General features: G+C 61.8%; 15 protein-coding genes. 9 read left to right on the forward strand and 6 right to left on the reverse strand.

What is annotated here, in order from left to right; translation table 11 throughout:
* Window positions 1–428 precede the first annotated feature (428 nt).
* Complete coding sequence (locus ACH196_RS18425; RefSeq protein WP_396648373.1) at window positions 429–2,825, forward strand: MJ1477/TM1410 family putative glycoside hydrolase; 2,397 nt, start codon at window positions 429–431, stop codon at window positions 2,823–2,825.
* Window positions 2,826–2,935: 110 nt separating this feature from the next.
* Here the strand turns inward: ACH196_RS18425 and ACH196_RS18430 are convergent, their stop codons facing one another.
* The 6 genes from ACH196_RS18430 to ACH196_RS18455 all read right to left on the reverse strand — a co-directional run bounded on the left by ACH196_RS18430 (window position 2,936) and on the right by ACH196_RS18455 (window position 14,606).
* A complete protein-coding gene (locus ACH196_RS18430) occupies window positions 2,936–3,064 on the reverse strand; it encodes a hypothetical protein (protein WP_396648374.1) in 129 nt (42 codons plus the stop codon).
* Window positions 3,065–3,083: 19 nt separating this feature from the next.
* Window positions 3,084–8,894 (reverse strand): hypothetical protein, encoded by a 5,811-nt coding sequence (locus ACH196_RS18435; RefSeq protein ID WP_396648375.1) that lies wholly within the window; start codon window positions 8,892–8,894, stop codon window positions 3,084–3,086.
* An 836-nt stretch (window positions 8,895–9,730) separates the two neighbouring features.
* Window positions 9,731–11,554: a glutamine--fructose-6-phosphate transaminase (isomerizing) gene (glmS, locus tag ACH196_RS18440; RefSeq protein ID WP_396648376.1), complete on the reverse strand. Its 1,824-nt coding sequence runs from the start codon at window positions 11,552–11,554 to the stop codon at window positions 9,731–9,733.
* 13 nt (window positions 11,555–11,567) lie between these two features.
* Window positions 11,568–12,608, reverse strand: coding sequence for a UDP-glucose 4-epimerase GalE (gene galE / locus ACH196_RS18445; protein WP_396648377.1), 1,041 nt, complete (start codon window positions 12,606–12,608; stop codon window positions 11,568–11,570).
* 362 nt (window positions 12,609–12,970) lie between these two features.
* Entirely contained in the window at window positions 12,971–13,681 is a 711-nt protein-coding gene (locus ACH196_RS18450) for a helix-turn-helix domain-containing protein (protein WP_396648378.1), read from the reverse strand.
* 283 nt (window positions 13,682–13,964) lie between these two features.
* Window positions 13,965–14,606, reverse strand: a complete 642-nt coding sequence (locus ACH196_RS18455; RefSeq protein WP_396648379.1) for a response regulator transcription factor — start codon at window positions 14,604–14,606, stop codon at window positions 13,965–13,967.
* Window positions 14,607–15,079: 473 nt separating this feature from the next.
* Here ACH196_RS18455 and ACH196_RS18460 point away from each other — a divergent pair, with 473 nt between their 5' ends.
* Genes ACH196_RS18460 through ACH196_RS18495 form a run of 8 tightly spaced genes read left to right on the forward strand, consistent with a single transcriptional unit; the run spans window position 15,080 to window position 26,249 of the window.
* Window positions 15,080–16,012 carry a hypothetical protein gene (locus ACH196_RS18460; protein WP_396648380.1) on the forward strand — a complete coding sequence of 311 codons (933 nt, stop codon included), beginning with the start codon at window positions 15,080–15,082 and terminating at the stop codon, window positions 16,010–16,012.
* Window positions 16,009–17,064: a hypothetical protein gene (locus ACH196_RS18465; RefSeq protein ID WP_396648381.1), complete on the forward strand. Its 1,056-nt coding sequence runs from the start codon at window positions 16,009–16,011 to the stop codon at window positions 17,062–17,064. Before ACH196_RS18460 ends, ACH196_RS18465 begins: the two co-directional genes overlap by 4 nt.
* Window positions 17,061–18,596: a GT4 family glycosyltransferase PelF gene (gene pelF / locus ACH196_RS18470; protein ID WP_396648382.1), complete on the forward strand. Its 1,536-nt coding sequence runs from the start codon at window positions 17,061–17,063 to the stop codon at window positions 18,594–18,596. Before ACH196_RS18465 ends, pelF begins: the two co-directional genes overlap by 4 nt.
* Window positions 18,584–20,092 carry an exopolysaccharide Pel transporter PelG gene (pelG, locus tag ACH196_RS18475; protein WP_396648383.1) on the forward strand — a complete coding sequence of 503 codons (1,509 nt, stop codon included), beginning with the start codon at window positions 18,584–18,586 and terminating at the stop codon, window positions 20,090–20,092. Before pelF ends, pelG begins: the two co-directional genes overlap by 13 nt.
* A 20-nt stretch (window positions 20,093–20,112) precedes the next feature.
* A complete protein-coding gene (locus tag ACH196_RS18480; protein WP_396648384.1) occupies window positions 20,113–21,525 on the forward strand; it encodes a polysaccharide biosynthesis/export family protein in 1,413 nt (470 codons plus the stop codon).
* Between the two features lie 17 nt (window positions 21,526–21,542).
* A complete protein-coding gene (locus ACH196_RS18485) occupies window positions 21,543–22,511 on the forward strand; it encodes an endo alpha-1,4 polygalactosaminidase (protein ID WP_396648385.1) in 969 nt (322 codons plus the stop codon).
* Between the two features lie 7 nt (window positions 22,512–22,518).
* On the forward strand, window positions 22,519–24,825 hold the full coding sequence (locus ACH196_RS18490; protein ID WP_396648386.1) for a hypothetical protein: 2,307 nt from the start codon (window positions 22,519–22,521) through the stop codon (window positions 24,823–24,825).
* Window positions 24,822–26,249, forward strand: coding sequence for a tetratricopeptide repeat protein (locus ACH196_RS18495; RefSeq protein ID WP_396648387.1), 1,428 nt, complete (start codon window positions 24,822–24,824; stop codon window positions 26,247–26,249). The genes ACH196_RS18490 and ACH196_RS18495 overlap by 4 nt, the downstream gene beginning before the upstream one ends.
* Window positions 26,250–26,483 lie beyond the last annotated feature (234 nt).

The following is a 26,483-nucleotide window of genomic DNA, read 5'->3' on the forward strand; positions in this document are numbered from 1 at the left end:
CACAGGACTGGATCGCGCTTCGTTATACTTAATTCTCTTGGTTGCGTTGGCTGCCGATCTGTGCGCCACAGACGGATCGTCTGCCCTCCTTTGCACGGACTGGCGGCGGCAAACCTGCACCTCGTCGATCCTTTTTCGCGACTGATTCGACACGCGGCATGCCACATTTCCAACGCAAATCCGCCACCCCTGTGCGAGCAATAGGCTTGTCTTCCGGCTGTCGCAGGCCGTCGGATCGAAGATACAGAGTTGATTCAGCAAGATGTAATTAGGTAAAATCAAAAACTTAGCTTGCCGTCGGCAAACAACATTTTCGATGACAACGATATTGCTGTGGAAAGGGGGAGGCGCGATACGAAATCGCCCTGTAAGTAACCTGTCTGGGAAGTGGTGGGGAGAATCGATTAATGGCTTGAAGGAGGGACTTTATGGCCAACCCACTCGATGGTGTGACGAGCTGGCTTTATCATCTTGGCAATGTGGACGCGACTGAAGCAGCGAGAATTGGCGCCGACAATGCCGGGCTCGTGGTTATCGACTATGCCGTCGACGCAAGCAACGGGACACGACCCCACACTCCCGCCGAGCTGAACGTGATGCGCGGCGGTCAGGACAAACTGATCGTCAGCTATCTCAGCATCGGCGAAGCAGAGGACTACCGTCCCTATTGGCAGAGCAGTTGGAATTCCAACCCGCCAAACTTCCTGTCGAGCGCTAACCCGGAATGGCCGGATAATTACAAGGTCAAATATTGGGACCCGGCCTGGCAGACCATCATGTTCCAGTATGTAGACCAGATCATCGCCTCCGGGTTCAACGGCGTCTACATGGATATCATAGACGCCTACCAATACTGGGAAGACATCGATCCCGTTCCGGGAATGGACTACGCGCAGGAGATGGCTGATTTCGTAGCAGCCATCCGCGCCCATGCGGAAGCCAAACTGGCTTCGCTCGGCGACACGCGCGACTTCGTCATCATGGGCCAGAACGCCGAGGAGCTGATCGAGAACGGGACCTATCGCAACGCGATCGACGGAATGGGCAAGGAGGACCTCAGGTTCTATTACGAAAACGGGCACGAGGGCGATTTCGCCCCCGCGCCGAACGGCTGGTACGAGGGTTCCAAGCCATATCTGGAACTCGCCGAGGAAAACGGCGTGCAGGTCTTCGTGGTCGAATACATGACGCAGGCCCGCCAGACGCAGTATGCGAGCATGCTGCAAACCGAAATCCAGTACCTCCGCGACAACGGCATTCCGATCTATGTCTCGGAAGACCGCGACCTGACCGACATCTATCCGCAGCCGGGCGCCGTCCTGCCCATCTCCGGCAACGGCCTGGCGAACACGCTAACAGGCACTGGTCTGGCGGACATGATCTATGGACTTGGAGGCAATGATACGCTGAACGGGCGCAGCGGCGCAGACACGATGGTCGGCGGGGCCGGCAACGATTTGATGTATGTGGACAACGCCGGAGACCGTGTCGTGGAGAATGCGGGGGAGGGCAACGATCGTGTGCTCGCCTCGGTAAGCTACAGGCTGACGGCCAATTCGGCGGTCGAACTGTTGACCACAACGCTTTCCAGCAGCAAGTCGGCGATCAGCCTGACCGGCAACACGCTGAAGCAGGAGATCATTGGCAACGCCGGCAGGAACGTCATCAGCGACGGCGGCGGCAGCGGCGCCGATACGCTGCATGGGTTGAGCGGCAACGACGTCTATGTCATCGGCAATGCGGGTTCAAAGGTGGTGGAGACGTCCGCCCAGGGCGCTGCTGATCGTGTGGCGGCCTCGGTCAGCTACGTGCTGGCGGCAGGCGCCTATGTCGAACAACTGACGACCAATCTTTCGACAGGCACGACGGCGATCAATCTCACCGGCAACGCGCTGAAGCAGGAGATCATCGGCAACTACGGCGACAATGTGCTGCACGACGGCGGTGGCGCGGCCGATCACCTTCGCGGGCTCGCCGGCAACGACACCTACCGGATCTACAGTTCCGGTACGACCATTGCCGAAGGTTCGTCGCAGGGCACCGCTGACAAGGTGATGGCGGCCGTTGACTATGCGCTCAAGTCGGGCGTGCGTGTCGAGGTCATGACGACGAATGGGGCGTCCGGCACCGCGGCGATCGACCTGACCGGCAACGCGCTGAAGCAGTATATCACCGGCAATGCCGGCGCCAATGTGCTGAGCGAGGGGGCTGTCGGCGCGGCGGACAAGTTGACCGGGCTCGGCGGCAACGACACTTACCGCATCTACAATTCCGGCGCGGTCATCGTCGAGACGGCGTCGCAAGGCACACTAGACAAGGTCTTCACCTCGACCGACTACAGGCTCGCGGCCGGCGTCCACGTCGAGCAGATGCAGACCGCCATCTCGTCGGCCACCACAACCATCAGCCTGGTCGGCAACGAGATCGCTCAGAAGATAATCGGCAATGCCGGCATCAACATCATCGACGGGAAGGGCGGTTCGGACACGTTATATGGCGGCGCCGGCAGGGATTATTTCACCTTCTCCACCGCACCGGGCGCTTCCAACGTCGACACGATCGCCGACTTCAACGCATCCACCGACACGATCCGGCTGGAGAACGCGATCTTTACCGTACTGACCGCGACGGGTGCGCTGACGGCCTCGGCCTTCTGGGCGAGTACGGCTGGCGTGGCCCACGACAGCAACGACCGCATCATCTACGACACCGACACGGGCCGTCTGTTCTACGATGCCAACGGGACCGGGGCCGGCGGCGGAATCCACTTCGCTACGCTTACCGGCCACCCGACAATCAACGCAGCGGATTTTGTGGCGATCTGAAATCCGCCTTTGCAGGAAATTTTCCAACCGCTGCCAACGCAAACACACGGGCCGGCTTGGCTCGCCGGCCCGTGTGTTTCCGCAGCACAATCTGCGCTGCTCCCGCCTGCTCAGATCATGACGAAGTCGCCGTTGGTCACGGCCAAGCCTGAATGCAGCGTGGCAAGCCGATCCTGACGGCAGAGGGCCTGCCCAAACCCTTCTTTCGTCGGGCCATCATGGAACACATCCGGCTGCATGTGGCCGCCCTCCCTGCCCTCAAGCCACCACGAAGTCGGCACTTGAAAGGTTGAGCCCGACCGTCAACGTGGCGAAGTGGATGCCGGCAGTCACGCCGGTGCCGTCCGCATCGTAGAACAGTTTTCCCGTATCGCTCTCGTAGATGATGTAATCGTCGGCATCACCGGCAAGGCCGGTCGTGTTGGCGCGGAAGGCGGAGGCTGCAAGCACGCCGGTCGCGGTCAGCACGGTGAACACGCCGTTTTCCAGTTCGATGCGATCGTCCACCGTGCTGAAGTCGGTAATCGTATCGACGTTGTCGAGCCCGAGGGCAGAGGAAAAGACGAACATGTCCTTGCCGGCGAGGCCCGTGAGCGTATCGCCGCCGCCCTTGCCGTCGATGCGATTGGCGCCGGCATTGCCGACGACTTGCTGGGCGATCTCGTTGCCGGTCAGGTCGAAACTCGATGTGCCCGCGCCGCTGGTGGTGGCCAGCCATTCGGCGAAGACGCCCGAGCCCAGTGTATAGTCGACATTGACCAGGACGCGATCCATCGCGCCTTGCGTCGAGCCCTCCACAATGGTCGTGGCAGCGCTGTAAATGAGGTAGTTGTCGTTGCCACCGAGGCCGCGCAGCACGTCGCCCGCGCCGGCGCCATCCTTCAGCGCGTTTGCGCCGGCGTTGCCGATGATTTCCTGCGCGAGCGCGTTGCCCGTCAGGTTGATCGCAACCGTACCTGCATCGGAGGTGGTGCGCAGCGTCTCGATCGCAGCACCGGCGGTCAGCGTGTAGCTCACGCTGGCGGTGACGGTATCGCTGTCGGTTCCTGCGGCCTCGACAATCGAGTCCCCGGCATTGTCGACGACATAGGTGTCGTTGCCGGCACCGCCTGTCATGGTGTCGGCGCCGGCGCCGCCATTCAGGATGTTGTCACCGGAATTGCCGTTGATCACGTTGGCGAGCGTGTTGCCGGTGCCGTTGATCGCGGCGCTGCCCGTCAGCGTCAGGTTCTCGACATTGGCGCCAAGCGTAAAGCTGACCGAGCTCTGGACAGTGTCGGTTCCGCCGCCCGCCGCCTCGATTGCCTGATCGCCCGCGTCGTCCACGATGTAGGTGTCGTTGCCGCTGCCGCCCGACATCTTGTCGGCGCCGAGACCGCCGTCCAGGGTATTGTTGCCGGAGTTGCCGCCGATCGTATTTGCCCCTGCATTGCCGGTAGCGTTGATGGCTGCGCTGCCCGTCAGTGTCAGGTTCTCGAAATCGGCCCCGAGGGTGAAGCTTATCGAGCTCTGGACAGTGTCGGTTCCGGCATTCGTCGCCTCGATCACCTGGTCGCCGGCATTGTCTACGACATAGGTGTCATCGCCGCCGCCGCCCTCCATGATGTCAGCGCTGGCGCCGCCATTCAGGATGTTGTTGCCGGCATTTCCCACCAGCCTGTTGGCAAAGGCGTTGCCGGTTAGGTTCAGGGCCGTCGTGCCGTTGACATCCTTGGCGCTCAGGGTTTCGACGTATTGGCCCGCCAGCAAGGCGTAGCTCGCTGTCGTGTACACCGTGTCGTCGCCGGCGCCGGTCGTTTCGAACACCTGATCGCTGGCGCTATCGACGTAATATTTGTCGTTCCCGTCAAGCCCGTAGAGCTTGTCATTGCCCGCACCGCCATCCAGCGCATTGGCGCCGGAATTGCCGACGAGCTTGTTGGCAAGCTCATTGCCAGTGAGGTTCAGCGCGTTTTTCGCGGCCGCATTGTGTGCGGACAGAGTTTCTACTTCCTGACCCGCGGCAAGCGTGTAGTTCACGGTCGCGTAAGCGATATCGTCGCCGTTTCCGGCCAATTCGATAATTTGATCGGCCGCATTGTCGACGTAGAACTTGTCGTTGCCGGCGCCCCCAAGCATAGTATCGGCACCGATGCCGCCGTCGAGGGTGTCGGCGCCGATCCCGCCGATCAGAATGTCGCTGCCGCCAAGCCCGTTGAGCTTGTCGTCGCCCCAGGCGCCGTCGAGCCGGTCGGGGTCCGGGGTACCGTTGAACGTGTTGTTCACGCCCGCGGTTACTTGCAGGGTCACGTTGAATGGATCCAGATGACCATGGCCGTCGTCTACCTGGAATGCGAGGCTGATATCCTGCGGCACCACATCCGGGAACGAATAGGTGAGAGACTGGAACTCAGCCAGCGTCAGGCTTTGCCCGTTAGCGATGGCCACTCCGTTGAGGAGGACCTGGCCAAGGCTCGGCAGGCTGGCGACGATGAATGTCTGGGTATCCCCATTTGGATCGACCGGAACCGACAAGTTCAACGGCGTATCGGTGGATGCGCGCTCCATTGAAACAATCTTGGTCGGCAGGAGGCCCAACCCATCGTTGCCGTCGATGACGGTGATCGTCAGCGGCTTGGAGAAGGTGAGCGCCGGATTGCCCGCATCGGTCGCCGTCAGAGTAAGCGAGATCGTCGGTTCCGTTTCGAAATCCACTTTCTGGCCGGCCTTGAGATAGAGCCCGCCATCATTGATGTCGTAGAGGAACCGAGTGTCGCTGACCGTCACGGTGTTGTTCTTCATGAGCGGATCGACGTCATTGTCGACGACTGTCAGCGTTGCCACCTTGGTCAGGGTCGCCGTTTCCTCCAGCAACCCGGTCAGGCCTGTGACGGTGATGTCCGTCGGCGCGGTGTTGCTTGGCGCAGTCTGCTGGACGGAAACCACGTGGTTGCCCATGCCGCCGAGATCGAGCGTCAGGATCTCGCCGGCCTGCGAGAGGATCGTAGCGCCCGTCACGGTCAGGTTGGAACCGGGCAGGTTCTTCAGGTCGACGACCACCTTTCCTTCGCCGGCGATGGTGAAGCTGAGGTTCGTGCCGTCGCCGGTCAGGTCGACCAGCTTCGCGCGCTGGCCGATCGAGGTGATATGGGTCACGTCGTCCTGCGCGGTGCCGAGCTCGATCTGGAAGGTGCCGCCGTTGGCGTCAAGAAAGACGCTGTCCTCGTCATAGGCATACCAGCCGGCAACGTTCTTGATCTTGTCCCCGCCGGCGAGCTCGTCGAGATCGAGCGAGAAAGTTCCGAGCGCATTCGTGTCCGGCGTCACGGTTGCGTTGATCGTGTTGCCCGACACGGAATACGAGAATGTCGTGTGATCGAAGGTTTCGATGCGCTGGGCGAGATCGGCAAGCGTCACGAATTCGGCACCGGCCTGGAAGGCCGCCTGAATGAAGCTCGTATACATCGCGAGCGTATATTCCGACGCCGTCGGAGGATCGATCATCCAGCCGGTCGGGCCGTAGTCGTGCCAAGGCCAGACCACGATCGGCATGTCGGAATTCTTCGACAGGGAGTTGAACTCGGCGAGCCATGCGTCGGCCGCCTGCTCCGCCGTCAAGTTCTGCCAGCCGACCAAGGTGAAGTCGAAGGACATATTCGGTGCGATATAGACCTTGTCGTTCTCACTGGGCGAGAGATAGCCGATGGCACCTGGATAACCGGCGCCGACCAGAGAACCGCCGCCGCTGATGTAATCGTAATATTGCAGGATCTGGCTGGCGGTGGCGTGCGATTCCGGCATGCCGGGCACCGCCGCACCGGTGACGGTGATACCCTGCGCCTCAAGAATCTCCCGCGATGCCTCGAACTGGAACTGGAACGTGGCCTCGAGTAGGGCCTTGTCCACGGTGTCCAGCGTGGTCGGATCGGCGACCAGCTTTGCGGCGGCGATGCGCTGGTTGATCTCGGTCAGCGACATGTTGGCAAGCTGGTTGATGATCGCCTGGCTGGCGCCGTCGCGCATGCCGTAGGGTGTGAAATTTCCGTTGGGATTGTTCGGTACGATGAGCGGATCGGCGTAGGCGGCCTTGATCTGATCCAGAATATCTTGGGTCAAGACTTCCGGGAACAACAGGTTGGTGTTTTCCGGATGCGAGACTGAATGCGAGCCGATCTCGTTACCCATGGCCAGCATCTGGTCGTAGAAGGGCTTGGAGACAGCCCAGTTCGTCTGCTGGCCGTCTGCAGGGTAGAGGCCGATATCGGCATAGTAGGAACCGACGAAATTGTAATCGGTCTTCCACTGCTGAAGGATGTTGACCAGCGACGCCAGAATGCCGCCGTTGTTTCCGACATCCTCGGTTTCCATCGCCTGGTCGAGGTCGGTGCGGGAAGCAACGACCGACTCGTTTCGGGTCATGTGCAGCGAAAGCTGCGGCCCGTCATTGGCGTCCTCGGTCACCCAGTCGAGCGCCTGGCCGAGCAGGTTGTTGTCGGCCAGGAACCCGTCCGTCGCAAAGTGCACATTGCGTCCGCCGGTAACGGTACCGATCACGGCATTGTGGGCCGTGCCGCCGTTCACCGTCTGCTCAGCGATGACCGTCGACAGGTTGCTGCCAAAGGCCTCGAAAAAGGAGGTTCCGACGCCGCCGCCGTTGAAGCCGGTATAGGAGCGGATCAGTTGGCCGTCGCCATAGCCGTCGGTGATCTGATGGTCTTCGGCGATGAGGTTGACGGTCCCGGTGTCACTCCCGTTCACGGTAACGCCGAGCAGGGATTGCATGCGTGCGTAAGCATTTCCCGGCAGCGCATTGCCTTCGGCATCGCTTGTCATGAAATTGCCCGCGGTGATCAGCGGGACATGATGATCGAAGACGAGGTCGTTCAGTACGGCTTCGATCTCGGCATAGTTTGCCGGCACGTTCTGGAACGACGGAAAGACGATCGCGTCATAACCGGCCAGAGTTGCAAGATTAGCATTGGTCAGGTCGGCTTCCGACAGCACATCGAAAGGAATGCCGGCAGCCATGGCCTGGCTTTGCGCGGCCATGAAGAGCTGCGAATAGGCCGTCTCCGAAAAGTAGTTCTGGGCAGTCGTCGCGGAATAAACGATGGCGATCTTGTAGCCGTCGCCGGCCGGCTGCGGGATCGATGCAGGGTCGGTCACGGTAAAGGGCTGGCTGCTGTAGTCTGCCGGCAGGAATTGCTGGTCGTTGATGTCGGCGAGCATCTTGACGGTGTTGACGCCATTGCCGATCAGCGACTTCGACAGCTCGAATTCGATCGACTTGCCGTCCACGGCGACCTTGTAGTCGATGTTGCCGACGAAGGTCTGGCCGGCGTCACCGGAATAGAGCCGCGCCACGCCATCGCCGCCGATGTTGATGTTGAACTCGGCGCCCAGGGCAAAGCCGAAGATCTGGTGCCCGCTGGAGGTGTTCCCGTCCGTGTCAAACCAGAACGTCGTGCCTACGCCGATGTCGAGCGCGCTCTTCACGCCGAAGACGAAGGCGTCGTTGGCGAATTTTCCGTAGATCTCGTAGCCGGCCTGAACGTTGGTGCCATGGTCGAGCCGCTGCGACTGGGACCAGTCGTTCAGGTTGCCGTCGAACTGCGATGGAACCGACGGATCGGTCAGCGAATAGTAACCGCTTGCATAGGCTCCCGGCAAAAACTGGGCGTCGTTCACGTCGGCCAGAATGCCGAGCGATGTAACCGAGGGACCGAAAAGCGCCTTTGGCAAAGCAATTTCGAGCGAGAGGTGGTCCGGGCTTAGCGCGTAGGTGATGTTACTGACGAGTTGGTTCGTGCTTGCATCGTAGAGATGCGGCACGCCCGCTATGTCGAAATTGATGTAGAGTTCGGCGCCGCCATATGCACCGAACACCTGGTAGCCAGTCGTCGGATTTCCGTCGGTATTGAGCCAGAATGTCGTGTTGGTGCCAATCGCCTGCGAAGAAAGCAAGGCGAGATAGAACGTGTCGCTCTCGACCCGCCCGTACATCTCGTAGCCAGGAACCTGGGTGGCCGAAGTCTCCAGACGATCGTCCTGCGTCCAGTCAAGGAGCGAGCCGTCGATTGTGATCGTCATGGTGATGACTCCTGTTCATAATCTGGATTGAAAACAGTGTTCGACGCGCCCGCTCTGCCGTCGCCGATAGAGGCGCGAAGCGCCGGGGAAGGGGCCGCCCTGGCGGGAAGAGAAATGGTTGAGCCTCCGGCGGAGAGCTTACTTGGGAGGACATCGCGCTGCTCTAGCGCGGTGACGTCGGCGGCTGATGGTTCCGCCGCTGCGGACCCGTCCAGCGAAAAATCCGCGAGCGGGAAGTAGCAGGCGTCATCCTGCAGGCCGACTTCTTGGAGCTCGTATCCGCAGGATCGGGTATGGGAAGAAGTTCCGGTGGAGGCGTAGTGCGTCGCAAACGCCGCTACTCCTCCCGCCAACAGGAACGCCATTACCGGCGCTGGTTGATGCCCAATGCCCCACATATCCTCATTCCCGGAGAAGACACGGTCCCCGAAAGGCACGGACCAAGCGCCCATGCTCGAAGTGATTTTCCAACCGCAGCATTACTTTGGTTGTCCCCGGTCTTGGTTGACAACTGTCAACCAAGACAGAAAGGGGAAAGGTGATACGGCGGTTGACCAAGAACTAAAGCGTGTTGCGCTCAATCTGCCTCGTTCTGCCGGGCAGGTTTCGGTCGAATTTTTCGGTCTTCGTCTTATCCGGGCCACCAGCCCGACGGGCGACGAAACCCTCGACCTGGACCCAAAACTGCCCGGCAGAATGAGGCAGATTGAGCGCGACGCCTCTAAGCCGACAGATAACCGCCATGGTTCGCTGCCGATTGGCTGCGCCGCAGCCTACCGCGCCGAGCTCGCGACATTAGCCGTGCTGTGCCGCAGCAACACTCGCGTTCCACATGATTACTCGACGGTCACCGACTTCGCCAGATTCCTGGGCTGGTCGACGTCCCTCCCAAGCCGCAGGGCGACGTGGAAGGCCAGGAGTTGCAGCGGGACCGCGTATAGGATCGGCGCGAGTGTCGGCGCCACCTTCGGCATGATGAATTGTGCCGCAGCCTCGACTCCGGAACTCTCAATGCTGCGCCGGTCGCCGATCAGGATGACCTTGGCGCCCCGAGCAGCGACCTCCTGCAGGTTGGATATGGTCTTGTCCAGAACGTCGTCACTGGGCAGGAGCACCACGACCGGCACGTGCTGGTCGATCAACGCGATGGAGCCGTGCTTCAACTCCCCCGCCGCCAGGCCTTCCGCGTGTATGTAGGAGATTTCCTTGAGCTTGAGGGCCCCTTCGAGCGCAAGCGGGAACGAGGTGCCCCGGCCCAGATAGAGGACAGTCGTGGCGCCGGCGATCTCGCCCGCAATCGCCTCGACCTCCCGCTCGCGCAGCAGGACCTCGCGGACCAGCCCTGGCAGCATCGCGAACTCGTCGAGAAGGCTCGGCAGGTCGTTTTCCGCAACGGTTCCGCGCGCACAGCCGGCATGCAGCGCGAGCGCCAGCAGAGCCGCGAGCTGGCAGGTGAATGCCTTGGTCGAGGCGACGCCGATTTCCGGGCCGGCATGGATCGGGACGACCATTTCGCTTTCGCGCGCCATGCTCGATGTGCGCACGTTGAGCACGGAGCAGACATTTTGCGACCGGCTCTTGGCAAAGCGCAGGCAGGCCAGCGTGTCGGCTGTCTCGCCGGATTGAGAGATCAACAGCATCAGCCCGTTTCTGGGCATCGGCGGTTCACGGTAACGGAATTCCGACGCCACATCGATCTGGACCGGCAGCCGGGCGATCTTCTCGAACCAGTATTTGGCGACGAGCCCGGCATAATAGGCGGTGCCACAGGCGGAAATCGTCACCTGCTCCAGCGCGCGCCAGTCGAAAGGCGTTTCGAGCGGATTAAGGCGGCCGCCGGCAAAATCGACATAGGCGGCGATCGTCTTCGCGATGACCTCCGGTTGCTCGTGGATTTCCTTCGCCATGAAATGGCTGTAGTGACCCTTTTCGACGAGCAGCGACTCGGTTGTGAGAGCCTGCGACTTTCGCTGGACGGGCTGACCGGCCGTGTCCAGGAATTCCACCACTTCGTGATGGACGACTGCGACGTCGCCTTCCTCGAGATAGGTGATGCTCTCGGCAAGGGGAGCGAGCGCCAGCGCATCGGAACCCAGGAAAGCGCCGCCAGGTCCTTGTCCGACGGCGAGCGGCGACCCTCTGCGGGCTCCGATCAGAAGGTCGTCATGGCCCACGAACAGGAACACGAGCGCGAACGCACCGCGCAGGCCGGGAAGTACCGACAGAACCGCTTCCTTCGGCGAAAGGCCAGAGCGCATCTGCCGGCTCACCAGATGGGTCACCACCTCCGTATCCGTTTCGGATTCGAAGACGACGCCTTCCGCCTCGAGGCCGCGGCGGAGCTGCCGGAAATTCTCGATGATGCCGTTGTGGACCACCGCCACCACGTCACTTGCATGTGGGTGCGCGTTGGTCTCCGTTGGCTTGCCATGCGTTGCCCAGCGCGTGTGGCCAATTCCGATGTAGCCTTCCAGCGGCCTCGTCCGCAGGGTTTCCTCGAGACGCGCCAGCTTGCCCTCGGCGCGCCTGCGGGTCAGGCGCCCATCTTCCAAAGTGGCGATTCCAGCCGAATCGTAGCCGCGGTATTCCAGCCGCTTAAGCGCCAGGACGATCCGGGGCGTGACGGGTTCGTGCGAGACTATGCCGACGATGCCACACATGGCCTAATCTCCTTCAGTTTGGTTGTCGCGTGGAGGCTGAAGATGCCGCCTCATGGCTGCTGGATGCGGGATGGCGCCTGAGTGCCTCATACCGCTCCCAGGCGAGTGCTTGCGAAACAATGTCCTTCAGAGTGTCGAACCGCGGGCGCCAGTCGAGGTGGGATCGGATCCTGTCTGCCTTGGCAATCAGCGCCGCCGGATCGCCGGGACGCCGGCTGCCGAAGATGACTGGAAAGTCCACGCCCGAAACACGCTTCACCGCGTCGAGCACCTCCAGGACGGAGTAGCCGCGGCCGTAGCCGCAGTTCAGCAAGAGATTGGCGCCGGTTTCGCGGAGATAGGAGAGCGCACAGACATGCGCGTCCGCCAGGTCGCTGACCTGGATGTAGTCGCGCACACCGGTCCCGTCGGGCGTGGGCAAGTCGGTGCCGAAGACGGTTATCGAGGGCCGCAGCCCCAGTGCGGCCTGACATGCGACCTTGATCAGGTGGGTCGCCTGTTCGGTGGATTGTCCCGCTCGCATCTGCGGATCCGCGCCGGCCACGTTGAAATAGCGCAGGATCGCGTATCTCAGTCCCGTGGCAGCAGCGGCATCGCCGAGCATCCATTCGCTCATCAGCTTCGAGCGGCCGTAAGGATTGATGGGGGCGGGAGCGACGTCCTCGTCGACCTCGATCACGTCCGGCTCGCCATAGACGGCGGCGGTCGAAGAGAAGATGAATCGCTTGACGCCATGAAGGACTGCCGTCTCGATCAGAGACCTGGTCTTGACCGTGTTGGCCTCATAATAACCGAGAGGCATGCGCACGGAATCCGGTACGACCGTTCGCGCCGCGAAGTGGGCAATTTCGGTGATGTCGTGATGCCGGATGATCTTTGCCACCAATTCGGAATCGGCGACGTCGCCGTCGTAGAAAGGAATCTCGGCAGGCACGGCGGACCGGAAGCCGGTCGAGAGGTCGTCGAGCACGACCGTCTGCTCGCTCTTGTCCAACATGCTGAGGACCATATGGCTTCCGATATAGCCAGCCCCACCACTGATCAGCACTGTCAATTGCGTGCTCCAAAAAGAGAGCAATGAGAGCCACTGCACAGCAACGGCCCAGATGTTCTGTCATCCAGCTCGAAGGTGGGTCGACTATATTGTGTGGAGACTTGGTCCCCTTGATATTCATCAACGCTTGCGAATACAGGCTGTTTCGCAAACAGGCTGGGATTGACGTCAGTTCCCCTGACGGGAGACATACGGCCCCTGGCGTCCGTGAAAATGCTCTGAAGGAAGATAGTAGACGTCGGGCCGCCGGTCCGGCGACCAGACTGACGGCACGATCCGTCAATCCAGCAGAAGCGCACCGGCGTCCGAAGGGATCGTTCCCTGGTTCGGAACGCCAGGGCGCCTCAACTGAGATTTCAGGGCTAGTCGTGCGATCCGCGCAAGCACCTATAGATACCCGCGATGTCGCAGATGCCGAACTCGTGAGGCGTATACGCGATAAGCAGCCCCTTGGACGTCAGGCGCTTCAGCGATCGCACAACCGTTTCCACAGTCAGCCCCAGATAGCTGGCGATATCGGCCCTGGACATCTCCAGATGCACGCGGGAGCCGTTGGTCAGCCCGGGATTGGTGCGCCGGCCTATTTCGAGTATGAAGTTGGCGACGCTTTCGTCCGCCGACAGGTGCAACCGGCGCAGGGTCTGGAATTGCATCGTCCACGGCTCGCTATGCAGGTAGGCCAGATATTTCTCCTGCATCTCGTCCTGAACCTGGTTCGCCTCGACATCCTGCCAACTACGCCGGCGATAGAGGCAGTCCGACAGGGCTTCCGCCGAGCAGAGATATCTGCCTCTGTGCGACATGTTGAAGACTTCGCCGGCCAGAGCGAATCCGCATATCACGCGATGTTCGTCGGACATGAATCGATAGAAAGCGACCGTGCCCCTCACCAGATGAAAGACATTGTCCCCCTCATCGTCTTCGAAGAACAGCGAGTTGCCGGCACGCAATTGCAGCAGCGGCTTCGCGCCTGCCGGCCGGAGCGCGTGCACCGAGCCCTGCAACGCCACATGTTCCGCGATGGATGGAAAATATTTAGGATTACTAAAAGTCTGCACTACGTCACCCGTCACTGTGTCTGTTCGACACAGTGTCCCCAGTTACCCATTAACCCCACGGTAATCTTACTTTGCTATTTCACGGCTTGAAAATTGCCATTTTATTCATTGGAGCTACTTCAGATTCGGTAGTAGGTGCGCTGCATCTAAACAATTCGCCTAGCCTAAATTGGCTAAGACGCAATTCCTGCGCATGCACAGAACAGGCGCACTCGCCTTCGGCGGGCGCGATGCCAAAGTGGATCAAAAGCAGTGTTGCTTGCCTCGGTTCGAGATGCCGAGGAAGCGGCTTCGCGATTTAGCGACGCCGGCCAGCAGCCTTATTCTTTCCCGAAAAGAACAAGGCGGCTTGCGTTCGATTCTGGAGCCCGAGTTTCTGCAGGATCGAACGAACGTAGACACGTACCGTCGTATCGTTGATCCCGAGCTCCCGAGCGATCATCTTGTTGCTCTGGCCCTCCGTCAGAAAGGTGAGGACCTCCGTTTCGCGATGGGTAAGTCCGAACTCGGCAATGAGATCCGGAGCAGAAGCGTCGGGGCCTACGACCTTACACAGGGCGAGGATGTCTGCCGGAAGGATGACCAAGCCGGTCCGCATCACCCGGACCGTCATTGCGATCTCCTGGGCGGTGCTCGATGAGGGTAGGATCGCGCCGACCGCCCCGACGAGAGGAATGAGGTCGGCAAGGACGGTGTCCTCGTGGGTCATGACGGCGACCCTTTGCAAGAATTGCTCGTGGATTGCACCAAACTGCAGCAGGGATGCGACCTCCGCCTGAGACGACTGCATGTCGTACAGGATCACATCCGCGTCCGTTACCGGAAGGTTTATACCCACAAGGTTCGGGCTTCTTACCACGATATCGAAGTGCGCCCGGATAGCCTCGTCGAGCGCAGCCACAACAAGCGCGCTCGGGCTGACGATAGTCGCCGCCGCCATTTCTTTCCCCTACCACCCGAGAGCATAATACACCACAACCCGTCCATTGCGAAATAAATAGTTTGATAACCTTAACTTCGAGCGACTGGCAGCAGAACGATTGCGAAATGAGTACATCTGAAGGCATCTCGCGAGGCATTTTCCTTTCCCACCTAGGGTTGAACTCGAAAGTTGGACGTAAACTTCGCTCTGAACACTTCGACGAAGCGTACAGCTTTCCCTACCATCTCTGGTTTCAGAATTTCCGCCCATGTTATTCTATCCATCATGATCTAATTCGATCCGTGGATTCAACTTCGGAGCGACGGGCCAGCGCGGTTGACGTTTGTCAACCAAGGGGCGAGCACGCTTGGTAAAGAATGACTTAACAGTGGGCATAACAGATCGGAACTGGAGCGATGCAGATCCAGTTTTCAAGTATTGCGAGACTTCACAGGTACTTCTCCAGATGGGCCTGGTTTGGGGCGCTGGAGATGACCGCCCTGCTTTTCGCGATGGCCGCCGTCGACCACGCTCATTGGTTTCCGTTCAAACTGACGCAACTACAGCCACATCCGTACTGGATTCCGGTGGTTCTGGCGGCATCCTGCTACGGTCGGCCAGCTGGGTATTTCGTCGCAATCTGCGCTACCTTCCTCGATTGGCTCCAATTCGCCGATCATCCGGACTTCTATGATTTTCTGGTAGCAAGTTCCAGGAACGCTATTCTTTGGCTTATTGCCGCTGCCGTGCTCGGTCGCTTCCGCGAGCGGCAGGTAGAGCGCCGAAGAGAGGCCGAAGAAGCTCGCGACCAGCGCACGGAAGAAGCGCGTGTCTTGGCCGAGCGCTGCCGGGCGCTTGCGCGGGAGGCAGCCGATCTCGAGCGCCGCATCGCTTCTTCCGGCGCATCGGCCGCAGGCTCCGTCCTGGAAGTCTTCCAGAAGGTGCTGCGGCTCTCCGGTGCACGAAGCGTCGACGGCTACAAACAGGCGCTTCATATGCTGATCGGTGCCAAGGAAATAAACATCTATGTCCCGGCCGGGTCGGACTGGGTCGCCCTGCCGGAATCGGAGGAGATCGCCCCGGAGGAAGTGCCTGGAGAGGTTTGCGACGCCGTCGCCTCATCCGCCAGCGTGCTTTCCTCTCTCCGTCCCGCCGATGCCGCGGTGCTGAATGGATATGGGGCGATGGCCGCATGCATCCGGGGCAAGGACGGCCGGCCGGTCGGCGTGGTCTTCATCGGCGAGGTCGATCCAGCCTGCATGACCAGCGCAGGAGAGGCGGCTATTTCACTCGGCAATTTTATCCTCGGCTTCCGCTATCTCGAGACAGAGCTGCCTGTCCTGGAAGACAGCCATGCGCAGCATCCGAAGATTCAATTGAAGGTCGTGAACGGTGAAGGCGCGAGGGGGCAATCGCAGTCATGAATATTCAGGGGAACGGTGAAATCAAACGCCCGCAAGCGCACGGGTCTATCGTCATACTTGTAGGCGTCGTCCTGGTGTCGGCGTTCGCTGATATCCTGCTGATCGTGGCCGGTTTGCAGAATTTGGCGCCGCTGCCGATCCTTCTGGCGCTGCATATAGGCATCGCGCCTTTCATCTGGCTGGCCACCCGGAATTGCGATCCGACCCTGTCGGCCATGGCCGTCATCGCCAACCTTGCGATGGGGCCGGTAGGCGCTTTGGGAACGTTGCTGCTTTCCGCCTCCCTGGCCGGCAGCAAGTCTTCCGCAAGCTCGCTGGCAGACTGGCACAGCAAACTTGCGAAACCGTCCCAGGTCGACCTGTCCCAGCGGCTTTCGCAGGCCATCAACGAGGGCCGCATGCTCGAGCCGGGCGTGACCAACCCGGCGAGTTTCCAGGACGTCTCCCAATACGGATCGGTTGCGCAGCGCCAGACGATGCTGGGGCTGGTTTCGCAGCGCTTCGATCCGAGCTTCAGCGCGACCCTGCGGCAGGAGTTGAGGAGCGAAGAGGCCGCCGTCAGAGTGTCGGCGGCGGCAGTCTTTTCCAGACTGCGCGACAAGAACCGCCTGCAGATGGGCGCCGGCAAGCCGCTGCCGGATGTGCTTACTCCCAAAGATGCGCAAGAGCGAGGGATTGCCCTGGCGCGCGGCGTCAAAAGCGGGCTGCTCGACCCAGCGGATCTCGTCGCAGCACGCAATCAAAGCCTCGACCTGCTCCAGCGGGCTCGTCCTCGTGCGACGGAAGCCGACGAACTGGAGGAGGTGATTTGCACGTTGCTGTTTGAGGCAGGGCACCTCCAGGCATTGCAGGAGCGCCTGGCGGCAATTGATACCGGACAGTCCGCGGTCCTTCGCAGTCTGCATGCGCGCCTGCTGATGAAGGCCGGACGTATGGCGGAAGCGGCGGAGGTGATCCGGCACCGCCAGGGGAACTCGGTGCGGCTGAACCTGTCGCGGCGTACCGACGGCGACCACGCATTATTGTCCTTTGGGCATGGAGACGGACAATGACGGCCGTGGGCATCCCCGCGTTCGACCGGATCCCGGGGCAGGAGACAGATGTCTGCCTGATCGTGGAAGGGTGCTATCCGCACATTACCGGCGGCGTTTCCTCCTGGCTCGACTGGCTGATGCGCAATCTGCCGCAGTGTAGCTTCTCCGTCATATCGCTGGTTTCGGGCGACGAGGCTAGGGCGAGCAAATATACTTTCCCGCCAAATCTGCTGCGCTTTGCCGAGATCAATCTGAAAGGGCCGCCGAAGAAGGCGTTTTCAGGTCACTTCAAAGCGGACGCCGAGCTGGCGGAGGTCTTTGCCGAACAGCTTACCCGGTTGCTCCAGCGCGGTGGCGCCGACGTACTCGGCGAGGTGCTTTCCACGCTCGACCGCTTTCCGCGCTGCCCGACATACCACAACCTCACCCGTTCGGAATTCGCGTGGCAGGTTGTCTGCAGCATGTACCGGCGGATGATGCCGGAAGCATCGTTCATCGATTACTTCTGGGCCTGGCAATCGCTGGTGGGCGGCCTCTTCTCGATGCTCTTGTTCCCCCTGCCTCCAGCCCGGAACTACCATGCGATCTCCACAGGCTATGCAGGGTTGCTGGCAGCCAGGGCGGCGGTCGAAAGGGGCGCGCGCGCGATCGTCACGGAACATGGCATCTATACCAACGAACGCCGCATCGAGATCCTGACGGCCGATTGGATCGAGGACACGATCGACAACGGCCTGGCGGTCGAGAACAGGCGCAAGGATCTGCGCGACCTCTGGATCGATACTTTCGAGAGCTATGCGCGGACCTGCTACGATGCCTGCGAGAAGATCACCACACTCTACAGCGACAACCAGAAGCTTCAGCTCGACATGGGCGCGGAGTACGGCAAGCTGACGGTCATCCCGAATGGCATCGACCTCAAGCGTTTCGGCTCGCTGAAGCCGGAGCCGACATCCCGGCCGACGGTAGCCCTGATCGGGCGCGTCGTTCCGATCAAGGACGTCAAGACTTTCATAGCCGCAGCCCAGCCGGTGCGCGATGCCGTTCCCGATGTGTGCCTCCTGGTTCTCGGGCCGCTCGACGAGGACAAGGAATACGCCGACGAATGCCGGGCCATGATCGAGGACATGGATCTCGAGGAGACGGTCGTCCTGGCCGGCCGCGTCAACGTTCTCGAGTGGCTGCCGAAGATTCAGGTCATGGTGCTGAGCAGCCTCAGTGAAGCGCAGCCCCTTACCGTGCTCGAAGCAGGCGCCGCCGGCATCCCGTGCGTGACCACCAACGTAGGCTCCTGCCGCGAGATCCTGCACGGAACGGCGGACGAGGATCCCGCCTTTGGCATGGGCGGAATCGTCACCGACGTTGTCGCCCCGGACCAGATTGCGGAGGGCGTGATCAAGCTGCTGCGCGACGACCAATTGCGGCGCCAGATGGGGGAGAACCTGCGGGCGCGCGTACACAATCTCTATTCCTCGGACCTTTCCCGCGACGCCTACGCAAGGCTCTACGGACAGGCTGAGGGCCGGGAGGCGGCAAGATGGCAGGCATAGGCTTCGTTCTTCGCGATCTGGACCGGCGGGATACGATCACCGGATCGATCTCCTCGGCAGGCCACGGAATGATCGTCGCGGCCGGCCCGTGGCTCTTCACGGTCGTGTCGCTCGCCCTCATTCATCGCGGCACCTCGACGGCGCTGACGTCGGATCAGAGCTATAGCTTCCGCAGCTTCGTCATGTACGCCTTCGCCCTGTCGCTCCTGGCGACGGCACCTTTCGTCAACGTCGCCATCCGGCTTGCCTCCGACGACATCTATCGGCAAACCTTTACCAGCGTCAGGGCTCGTTTCCTGGCGGCGTTGTTTGTCGGCAGCCTGGCTTCGGCGGCGGTGGCGCTGGCCATCCACATCTCCGTCTTCGGGCTCGCCGGCAATGACCTTGTGCTGGCAGTCTGCTCAACCGCGATCGTGGCGCTGATCTGGCCGACATTGGCCTTCTGCGGCGCTGTTCGCGACTACAAGGGCATCACGACCGGTTTTGGCGTCGGCATGCTGGTTTCGATCCTTGGCACGATCTGGATAGCGCGCCAGGGTTTTGGCGCCGCGGCCATGATCGGCATGTTCCTCCTCGGCCTGTCGATCGTCTTCTTCACCCTTGCCAGCCGCATCCTGCTCGCCTTCCCCGACCAGGTAGGAGGACTGGGAACGAATTTGCTGGAACTGGTAAAGGGCTTGCGCCAGCACTGGATGCTCGCCGGGGGCTCCCTCTTCGCCATCGCGGCCATATGGGCCGACAAATGGATCATGTGGGTGGGGCCTGACCAGGTGGTCCTGTCCAACGGGCTGTTCAGCGCGCCAGCTTACGACGGTGCGATGTTCCTGGCCTATCTCGTCATGATCCCGGCGCTCGGCCTCTTCGTGACGGCAATTGAAACCACCTTCTTCGAGGACAGCCGGCGTCTCTTCGACGCGATCCAGGGCCAGGCCCCGCTCGGGCGTATCGAGCGGTACGCCCGTGACCTCGAGAAGCAGACCTACCGCATGGTCTATCGCGTCCTCATGACGTTGGCAGCTTTTTGCGCGGTCTCCATCCTGCTGTCGCCCGTGCTCGTTCCGATTGTCGGGCTGCAGTACCATCAGCTCGGCATCTTCCGGCTGGGAATCCTGGCCGTCTTCTTCCAGTTCATGTTCGTGGCGGCCACGTCGATCGTGCTGTTTCTTGACCGTCAGGCGAGATTCCTGACGCTTCAGCTCATCTTCTTCACCGCACAGGTCGGCTTCACGCTCATGACCATCGTCCTTGGCCAGGAATATTTCGGCTACGGGCATCTTCTGGCCTGTGCCTTCAGCGCCTTCCTCGCCATGGCCGTCCTCGATCGGACGCTCGGCAATGTCGTGTTCCTCTCGTTCGCCACCGCTTTCCGGCGGCCGAACGGAGCCACCATCCCCGCTGTGGCAAGGAAGAAAGTGGCCAATAATCCGATCAGGCTTGAAGAAGAAGTAGTGCCCGTATTGCCAGTCCTGCAGTCTGGCCCGCTCCTGCGGCCATAATGAACCTTGGAGGATTCAACATGACTACCGTATCGAAAAATTTCAAAGCCAAACTTTCGGCTTCAACTTCAATATGCGCCGCTGCGGCGGCGGCGTTGCTGCTGTTCGGTCCCCCAGCCCTGGCGACGGAACCGCAGGCTGCCCCGGTGGAAGGCACGGTCGCTTCCGACACGGTCGGCGCGATCACGCCGACCACGAGCGGAACCGGCGCCGGGGAGGCAGCCGCCAAAGCCGTCTCGGGCGAGGAACTCATGATCGGCGACAAGGTCCGGGTGAGCTTTTTCGAGCAGTTCGACCTGGGACAGGGAGCCGATGCTGGGCTGACCACCGACGCCAGGACGTTCTATCAGCGGCTCGATCTGACAGGCGAGCATGTGGTCGGCGCCGACGGCGAGATCAGCATTCCCCTGCTCGGCCGCTTCAAGGTCGCTCAGGAAACACCGGAAGAAGCGAGCGCCAAGATCGTCCAGGCCTATGACGAAATCATGGGCCGTACAGGCCAGGTCGATATAGCCATACTGGAGCGCAAACCGGTGTTCGTGACCGGGATCGTCAAGGCGCCGGGCTCCTTCCGCTTCGAGCCCGGCATGGTTGTGCTCCAGGTGATCGCCCTGGCCGGCGGCTACGACCGCGGCGCCGAGGCGGCGGCCCGTCTCCTCGAAGCGCAGCGGGAGCGCGAGCGCCACGCCCAGGCGGTCGACCGCCTGCAATGGCTGATCGCCAAGCGCGCCCGCCTCATGCAGCAACACGACTCGCAAAACGGCAAAGGGGAGAAGCAGTCCAACGCGGACGATGGCGAGGGGCCCAACAAGGCCATGGAAGGGGAACTGCGCCTTCTGGACGCGGAACTGACTGCAAATTTGGGCGCCGACGGTCTTCAGAAGGCGAGGCTTGCCTACGCGAGTGGCCAGGTCGAGACTATGAATTCGCTCCTGGACCTGCTCGCGCGACAGATCGACGTCCGGTCCGAAAGGCTGCGAGTATTGCAGACCATACAGGGGCGCGGCTTCTCGACGCTTGAAACCCTTTGGAATGCGCAGAAGGACGTAAGCGATCTTCAAATGCAGCGAGAACGTCTGGTCGCCGAACTCGGGTCCGCCAAACACAATATCGTCCAGACGGAAGCCGAAGGCACGAAGCTGGTGGCGGATCGCCGCGTGCTGATCCAGCGCGAACTGGCAGGCATCGAAGAGGAGATCAACCAGCAGCGGACCATCGTCGAGGCAGCCGAGAAGATGATCGCCGCGCTTGAGACGGCCACCTCCGGTGCCAGGCTGGGCGAGCCGCTCCACGTGAGCATACTGCGTCGCACGCCCGGCAAGACCGAAATCATGGCCGCCGAGGAGACGACGGACCTCTTCCCGGGCGATGTCGTGAAGGTCGAGGTCGTGTCGGGCAGCGACGCGGTGGTGACATCGGCCAACACCCTTTGATGTGGTGATGCACCGTGATGACGCGGCTCCGAAACGCGCTCCACCTCACGCGGCGGGCAGTCCTAGCCGGACTGCTCCTGCCCGCGGGACTGGCGCACGGCAGCGCCGACGCCATGCGCGCGCTTCCCGCCGCGAGGCAGAAATCACGCGACGCGTTGATGAAAGTCACCCATTGGGGCTGCCAGTATCAGAACGTCGACCTGGAGGCCGTGGCCCGATCCGATCTGGACCTGATCGTCCTCGATTCCAGTCTCAATGACGATCTCGGCCGTTTCGTTACCCAGAGGGAGTGCCGGTCGATCCAGAAGCGAAGCGACGGCTCCCGCCGTGTCGTGCTCGGCTATCTGTGCGTCGGCGAGGTCGGCATCAATCGCTGGTACTGGCCCTCGGCCTGGCGCAAGAACGTGCCCGACTGGGTAGGACCGGAAAACCCGAACTGGGCCGGCGCACGCAGCGTCCAATACTGGAACGCGGGGTGGCAGGACCTGGTGTTCGCCGGCAGCGACTCCATGCTGGATCGCATCATGGATGTCGGGTTCGACGGGGTTTTCCTGGATCGCGTCGACGGCTACGGCGATTGGGGCATGAAGCCGGAGGCGCTGGACGCGATGGCCGAGCTGGTCGCCAGCCTCGGAGAAAAAGCGCGCAAGCGCGATCCTTCGTTCATCTTGATGGCTCAGAATGCCGAGCACATCCTTCATCACGCCAATCTGGTCGAGGCTATCGACGCGCACAGCAAGGAAAGCCTGCTCACCGGCCTTTCCGGGCCGGATACATTGAACCGGCAGGAAGACGTGGACTGGAGCCTTGGATATCTGCAGCCCCTGCAGGGACTGGGCATCCCAACATTCGCCACCGAATACATAACGGAGCCCGAGCTACGGACCGAAACCGCGCAGCGCCTGACCGAGCTCGGCTTCAAGCCTTTCTTCGGCACGCTCGGGCTGGATCGTCTGCCCGGCCAGGATTCGACCTCCAGGACTTGACGCGAGCATGGCAAACTCCCTTCGCATAGCTGCTTTCTGTCTCGCCTTCAGGGGCGTGCAACTGGCCTTGCTCGTTGTTGCCGGCCTGCTGACGGTCCAGGGAACGGCCGCCGCGGAGGCGGTCAACCGCCGCATTCTCGTCGTCTATGACAGCACCTTCGAAACGACGTCGGCTGCGACGCTCGTCCATTCGAAGGCGGAGATGCCGCTCAACCATCTCGGCTACATCCTCGACTACGTCGATGCCGCCAAGCCCCTGCCGGACCCGGAAAGCCTGTCGGGCTATGCGGCGATCCTTACCTGGTTCACTTATGACGTGAGCCGCCCGGGTGAATACATGGCCTGGGCAAGGCGGGCCGCCGGAAAGAATATCCCCTTCATCATCTTCGGCCAGGCCGGTGCACCGGCCACGCCTCGGTACCTGTCTTCGATCAACAAGCTGCTCGGCCCGATGGGCATCGCCTACACGACCAATTTCGTCGAGGCGACGGGCGGCACGACGGTGCTGGTGAGCGACGCTTCGGCAATCGGATTCGAGCGTCCGCTGGGAGCCATATTTCCGAGCTATCCGATCATCCGCCGCGTGGCGGCGGATGCGGGGGTGCTGCTCGAAGTCCAGGCGCCGGAGCGCGAGCGGCAAGTTCGCAGCGCGCTTGTGACGGCGGGCCCGAAAGGCGCGTTCATCCCATCCGGTTTCAATCTATATGTCGATCCCTCGCACGGCCGGACGCAGTGGATCGTCAACCCCTTCGTGATATTCCGGAAAGTGCTCGGCGCAAGCCCCTTCCCGGTCCCGGACACGACAACCGTGTCGGGACGCCGCCTCTATTTCAGCCATGTGGACGGGGAGGGATGGAACGACGACGTCGAAATGGACCGCTATCGCAAATCGAATGCGCTCGCGGCGGAAGTCATGGCGAAGGAGTTCATCGAGCCCTATCCCGACCTGCCCGTCACGGTCGGGCTGATCGCGTCCGATCTCGATCCTGCGTTCGGAGACGGCGAACGGGCGGCGGCGGCGGCGCGCCACATCCTCTCGCTTCCCCAGGTGGAGGTGGCGAGCCATTCCGCCACAAGTCCTCTGGTGTGGTCCTTCTATGAGAACTACAGCCGCGCCGAAGAGGAAAAGCTGATGACCGGCACGCAGGGCGCCGGCGGCTCCGACAACTGGCTGAGCACTGTGGGGGTGGCGTTCGGCATCGTCCAGACGACATCCGACATAGAGCGCAACCGCGCGCTGTACCTTTCGGGTGAGCGCGCGCTGCCTCGCGCCTATCTGCGCGATCCCTTCTCGCTCGAGACGGAAGTAATGGGTGCCGCCAAAACGGCGAACGGGCTCGCTCCCGAAGGCAAACAGGCGACGGTCTACACCTGGACCGGCGATGCCATGCCGTTCGAGGCGGCCGTGAAGGCGTCGCGGCTCGCCGGACTCCGCAACATCAATGGCGGCGGCTCCCGTTTCGACGCCGATCATCCATCGATGAGTTATGTGACGCCGATCGGGCGACAGGTTGGGGCGGAGCGCCAGATTTATGCCGTCGACGCCTCCGACAGCGGCTTTGTCGACAACACCAAAGGGAACTTCGGCGCATTCTCGGCACTCAAGGCTACGCTGGAAGCGACCGAAAGTCCGGTCCGGCTGAAAGGTGTCGATCTCTACTATCATGCCTTTGCCGCCAAGACGCCGGCATCGCTGAAAGCGGTACGCGGCCATCTCGATTGGGCGCGCGGTGCCGATCTCGCGCCCATCACCGCGTCCCAGTATGCGGCGATCGCGGACGGGTTCTTCTCGACCCGCCTGGAGCAGGCCGGCCCGGCCAGGTGGCGGGTTTCCAATCGGGATGGACTGCAGACGGTGCGTTTCGACGACGTCGCCGGCCGATCGGTCGACATTGGCAGCAGCACCGGAGTGGTGGGCAGCACGCGCTACCAGGGCTCGCTCTATGTGGCGCTCGATGCAGCGGTTCCGGAAGCGCTGGTTTCGCTGCGGCCCACACAAGCCGTGGACGACGCAGTGGCGGACGCGACCCTCGCTCAGCTCGACGAAGCGAACTGGATGGTGCGCGATGTCGAACGCGAGACGTGCCGGCTGAGCTATTCCGCCCGAGGGTATGGCGCACCACGGTTCCTATGGAAGGACATCGCGCAGGGTGGCTACCACATCGAGGCCAAGCTTGGCGCTGACGTGATGTGGCAGGCCGACGTGAGCGTCGGCGGCGACGAAATTCTGAGGATCGAGCCCCCCGGGCTCGGAATGGGCCCCTTAGACTTCACCGTAAGCTGCGTGAAGCCTTCGCCGGAGAAGGCGTCATGAACAAGCTACCGGTCATCGCTTCTTTCGTCTGCGCAATGGGCGCCGCGGTCGGCGGCTACTTCATGATCCCGGGCGAGAGCGAGCGGCTCGCCATGCTGGTGCGTGACGGCCAGGGCGAAATCGCGCTGGAAAAAGCCAACGATCTGGTTGCGCGCGGCGTCAGCGATCCGGCCCTGCTTCTCCAGGCGTTCTTTCTCAACCAACGCGCTGGCGAATACGAGCGCGCCGCCCAGATCCTGGACGCCTATCTGAAACAGCGGCCCGACGACGCTGCGACGTGGCGGGCGGTGGCCGAGGCCTTCCAGGCGTCCGGGCAGTCCGAACAGTTCCGGAACGCGCTCGAGAACGTCGTCAGACTGACCCGCGATTCGGCGTCAGCCAGCCAGCTCTCGGCCATCTATCGGCTCCGGGGCGACGACGAGAACGAACTGCGCGTGCTCGGCATGCCGGAGGCAGCGGGCCTCGCCGAGGCCGATGCGATCCGGCTTGCCCATCTGCTTGCGGTGCGGGGCCGATCGTCCGAGGTGGCCGGCATCCTGGGACCCCTTGACGACAAGGCGCCGGGACTTTCCGATGAGGGCCGCATCCAGCTCTTTACGGCGCTGCTCGACCAGCGGGAATTTACCAAGGCCGTGGACGGGGCGCTCGTCTGGCAGAAGGACAAGAAGCGGCTGGCACTGCAGGATGTCTTCGTCGGCTATCTGCTGCGCGCCCGCGCCGACGAGGAGGCTCTGCGGCTTGCGACCAGCCGGGAGTCCATCGACGACGCCAAGCTGATGGCGCGCGTTGCCCAGCTCCTCTCCGACAATGGCCGGTATGATCTGGTCGAGCGGGTCGTGCGGGAATGGCTTGCCTATGCCCAGAAACTGCCGGTCGACCAGCTTGACGCCTACCTTGCGGAGGTCGTCAACATCGCGCGAGCCAAGGGGGCGGGCAACAGGCTCTTTGGCGATTTGCTGGCGACCATGGCGCTGCATGGTTCTCCCGAGGTCGAGGCAAGCTTTGTCCAGACCATGTACGATCAGTTGGGGTACGCGGGCATCGCACCATTCCGCTATGCCATCGGCCCGCGTGTCCTGCTGATCAGGCCGGTTTTCGCGGCGCGCCTGTTTAGTGTCGAACGGAATGCGCTGGCGGCGCGCCGTTTCCTGCTGGTCACGCATCTGCCCGACCAGCAGGCGAAGGCGCGGTTCGAATGGCTCGCCATGGCACAGCAGATGCTGTCTCCACAGGAGCTGGGCTCCGAGCTTGCGCGCCGCGCCCAGGCGGGAGCCATTCCGCCGGAGATGAAGCGGGCGATCCTGGATGCCATGCCGCGTGACGGCTCGCGGCAGCAGACCATGGCGGTCTGGCAGTCGTTCTTCGACACCGGCAAGCCGAATCTCGAGGCGTTGCCGAAACCGAACGGGCCAAGAATAAACTGAGAAGAAAGCCCGATAGGGGTTTTGCATGCCTGTTGTCGCTAAGCGGGTTTTTTCGACCGGGCTTCGCCAGTGGACGAGCAACGGTATTTTCTGACCAGCACGGAACAGCGCAAACGCCGGGGACAGTTTACTTTTCCGCCTGCGCCAGCCTTGAAGCGGCTGCGCCCTTCCGCGGAAAAGTAAACTGTCCCCTGCAGGCAGCCGTCATCGCCGCCACACCCGGATGCTTTTCCG

Source organism: Mesorhizobium sp. IMUNJ 23232 (assembly GCF_044326205.1).
Classification (GTDB): domain Bacteria; phylum Pseudomonadota; class Alphaproteobacteria; order Rhizobiales; family Rhizobiaceae; genus Kumtagia.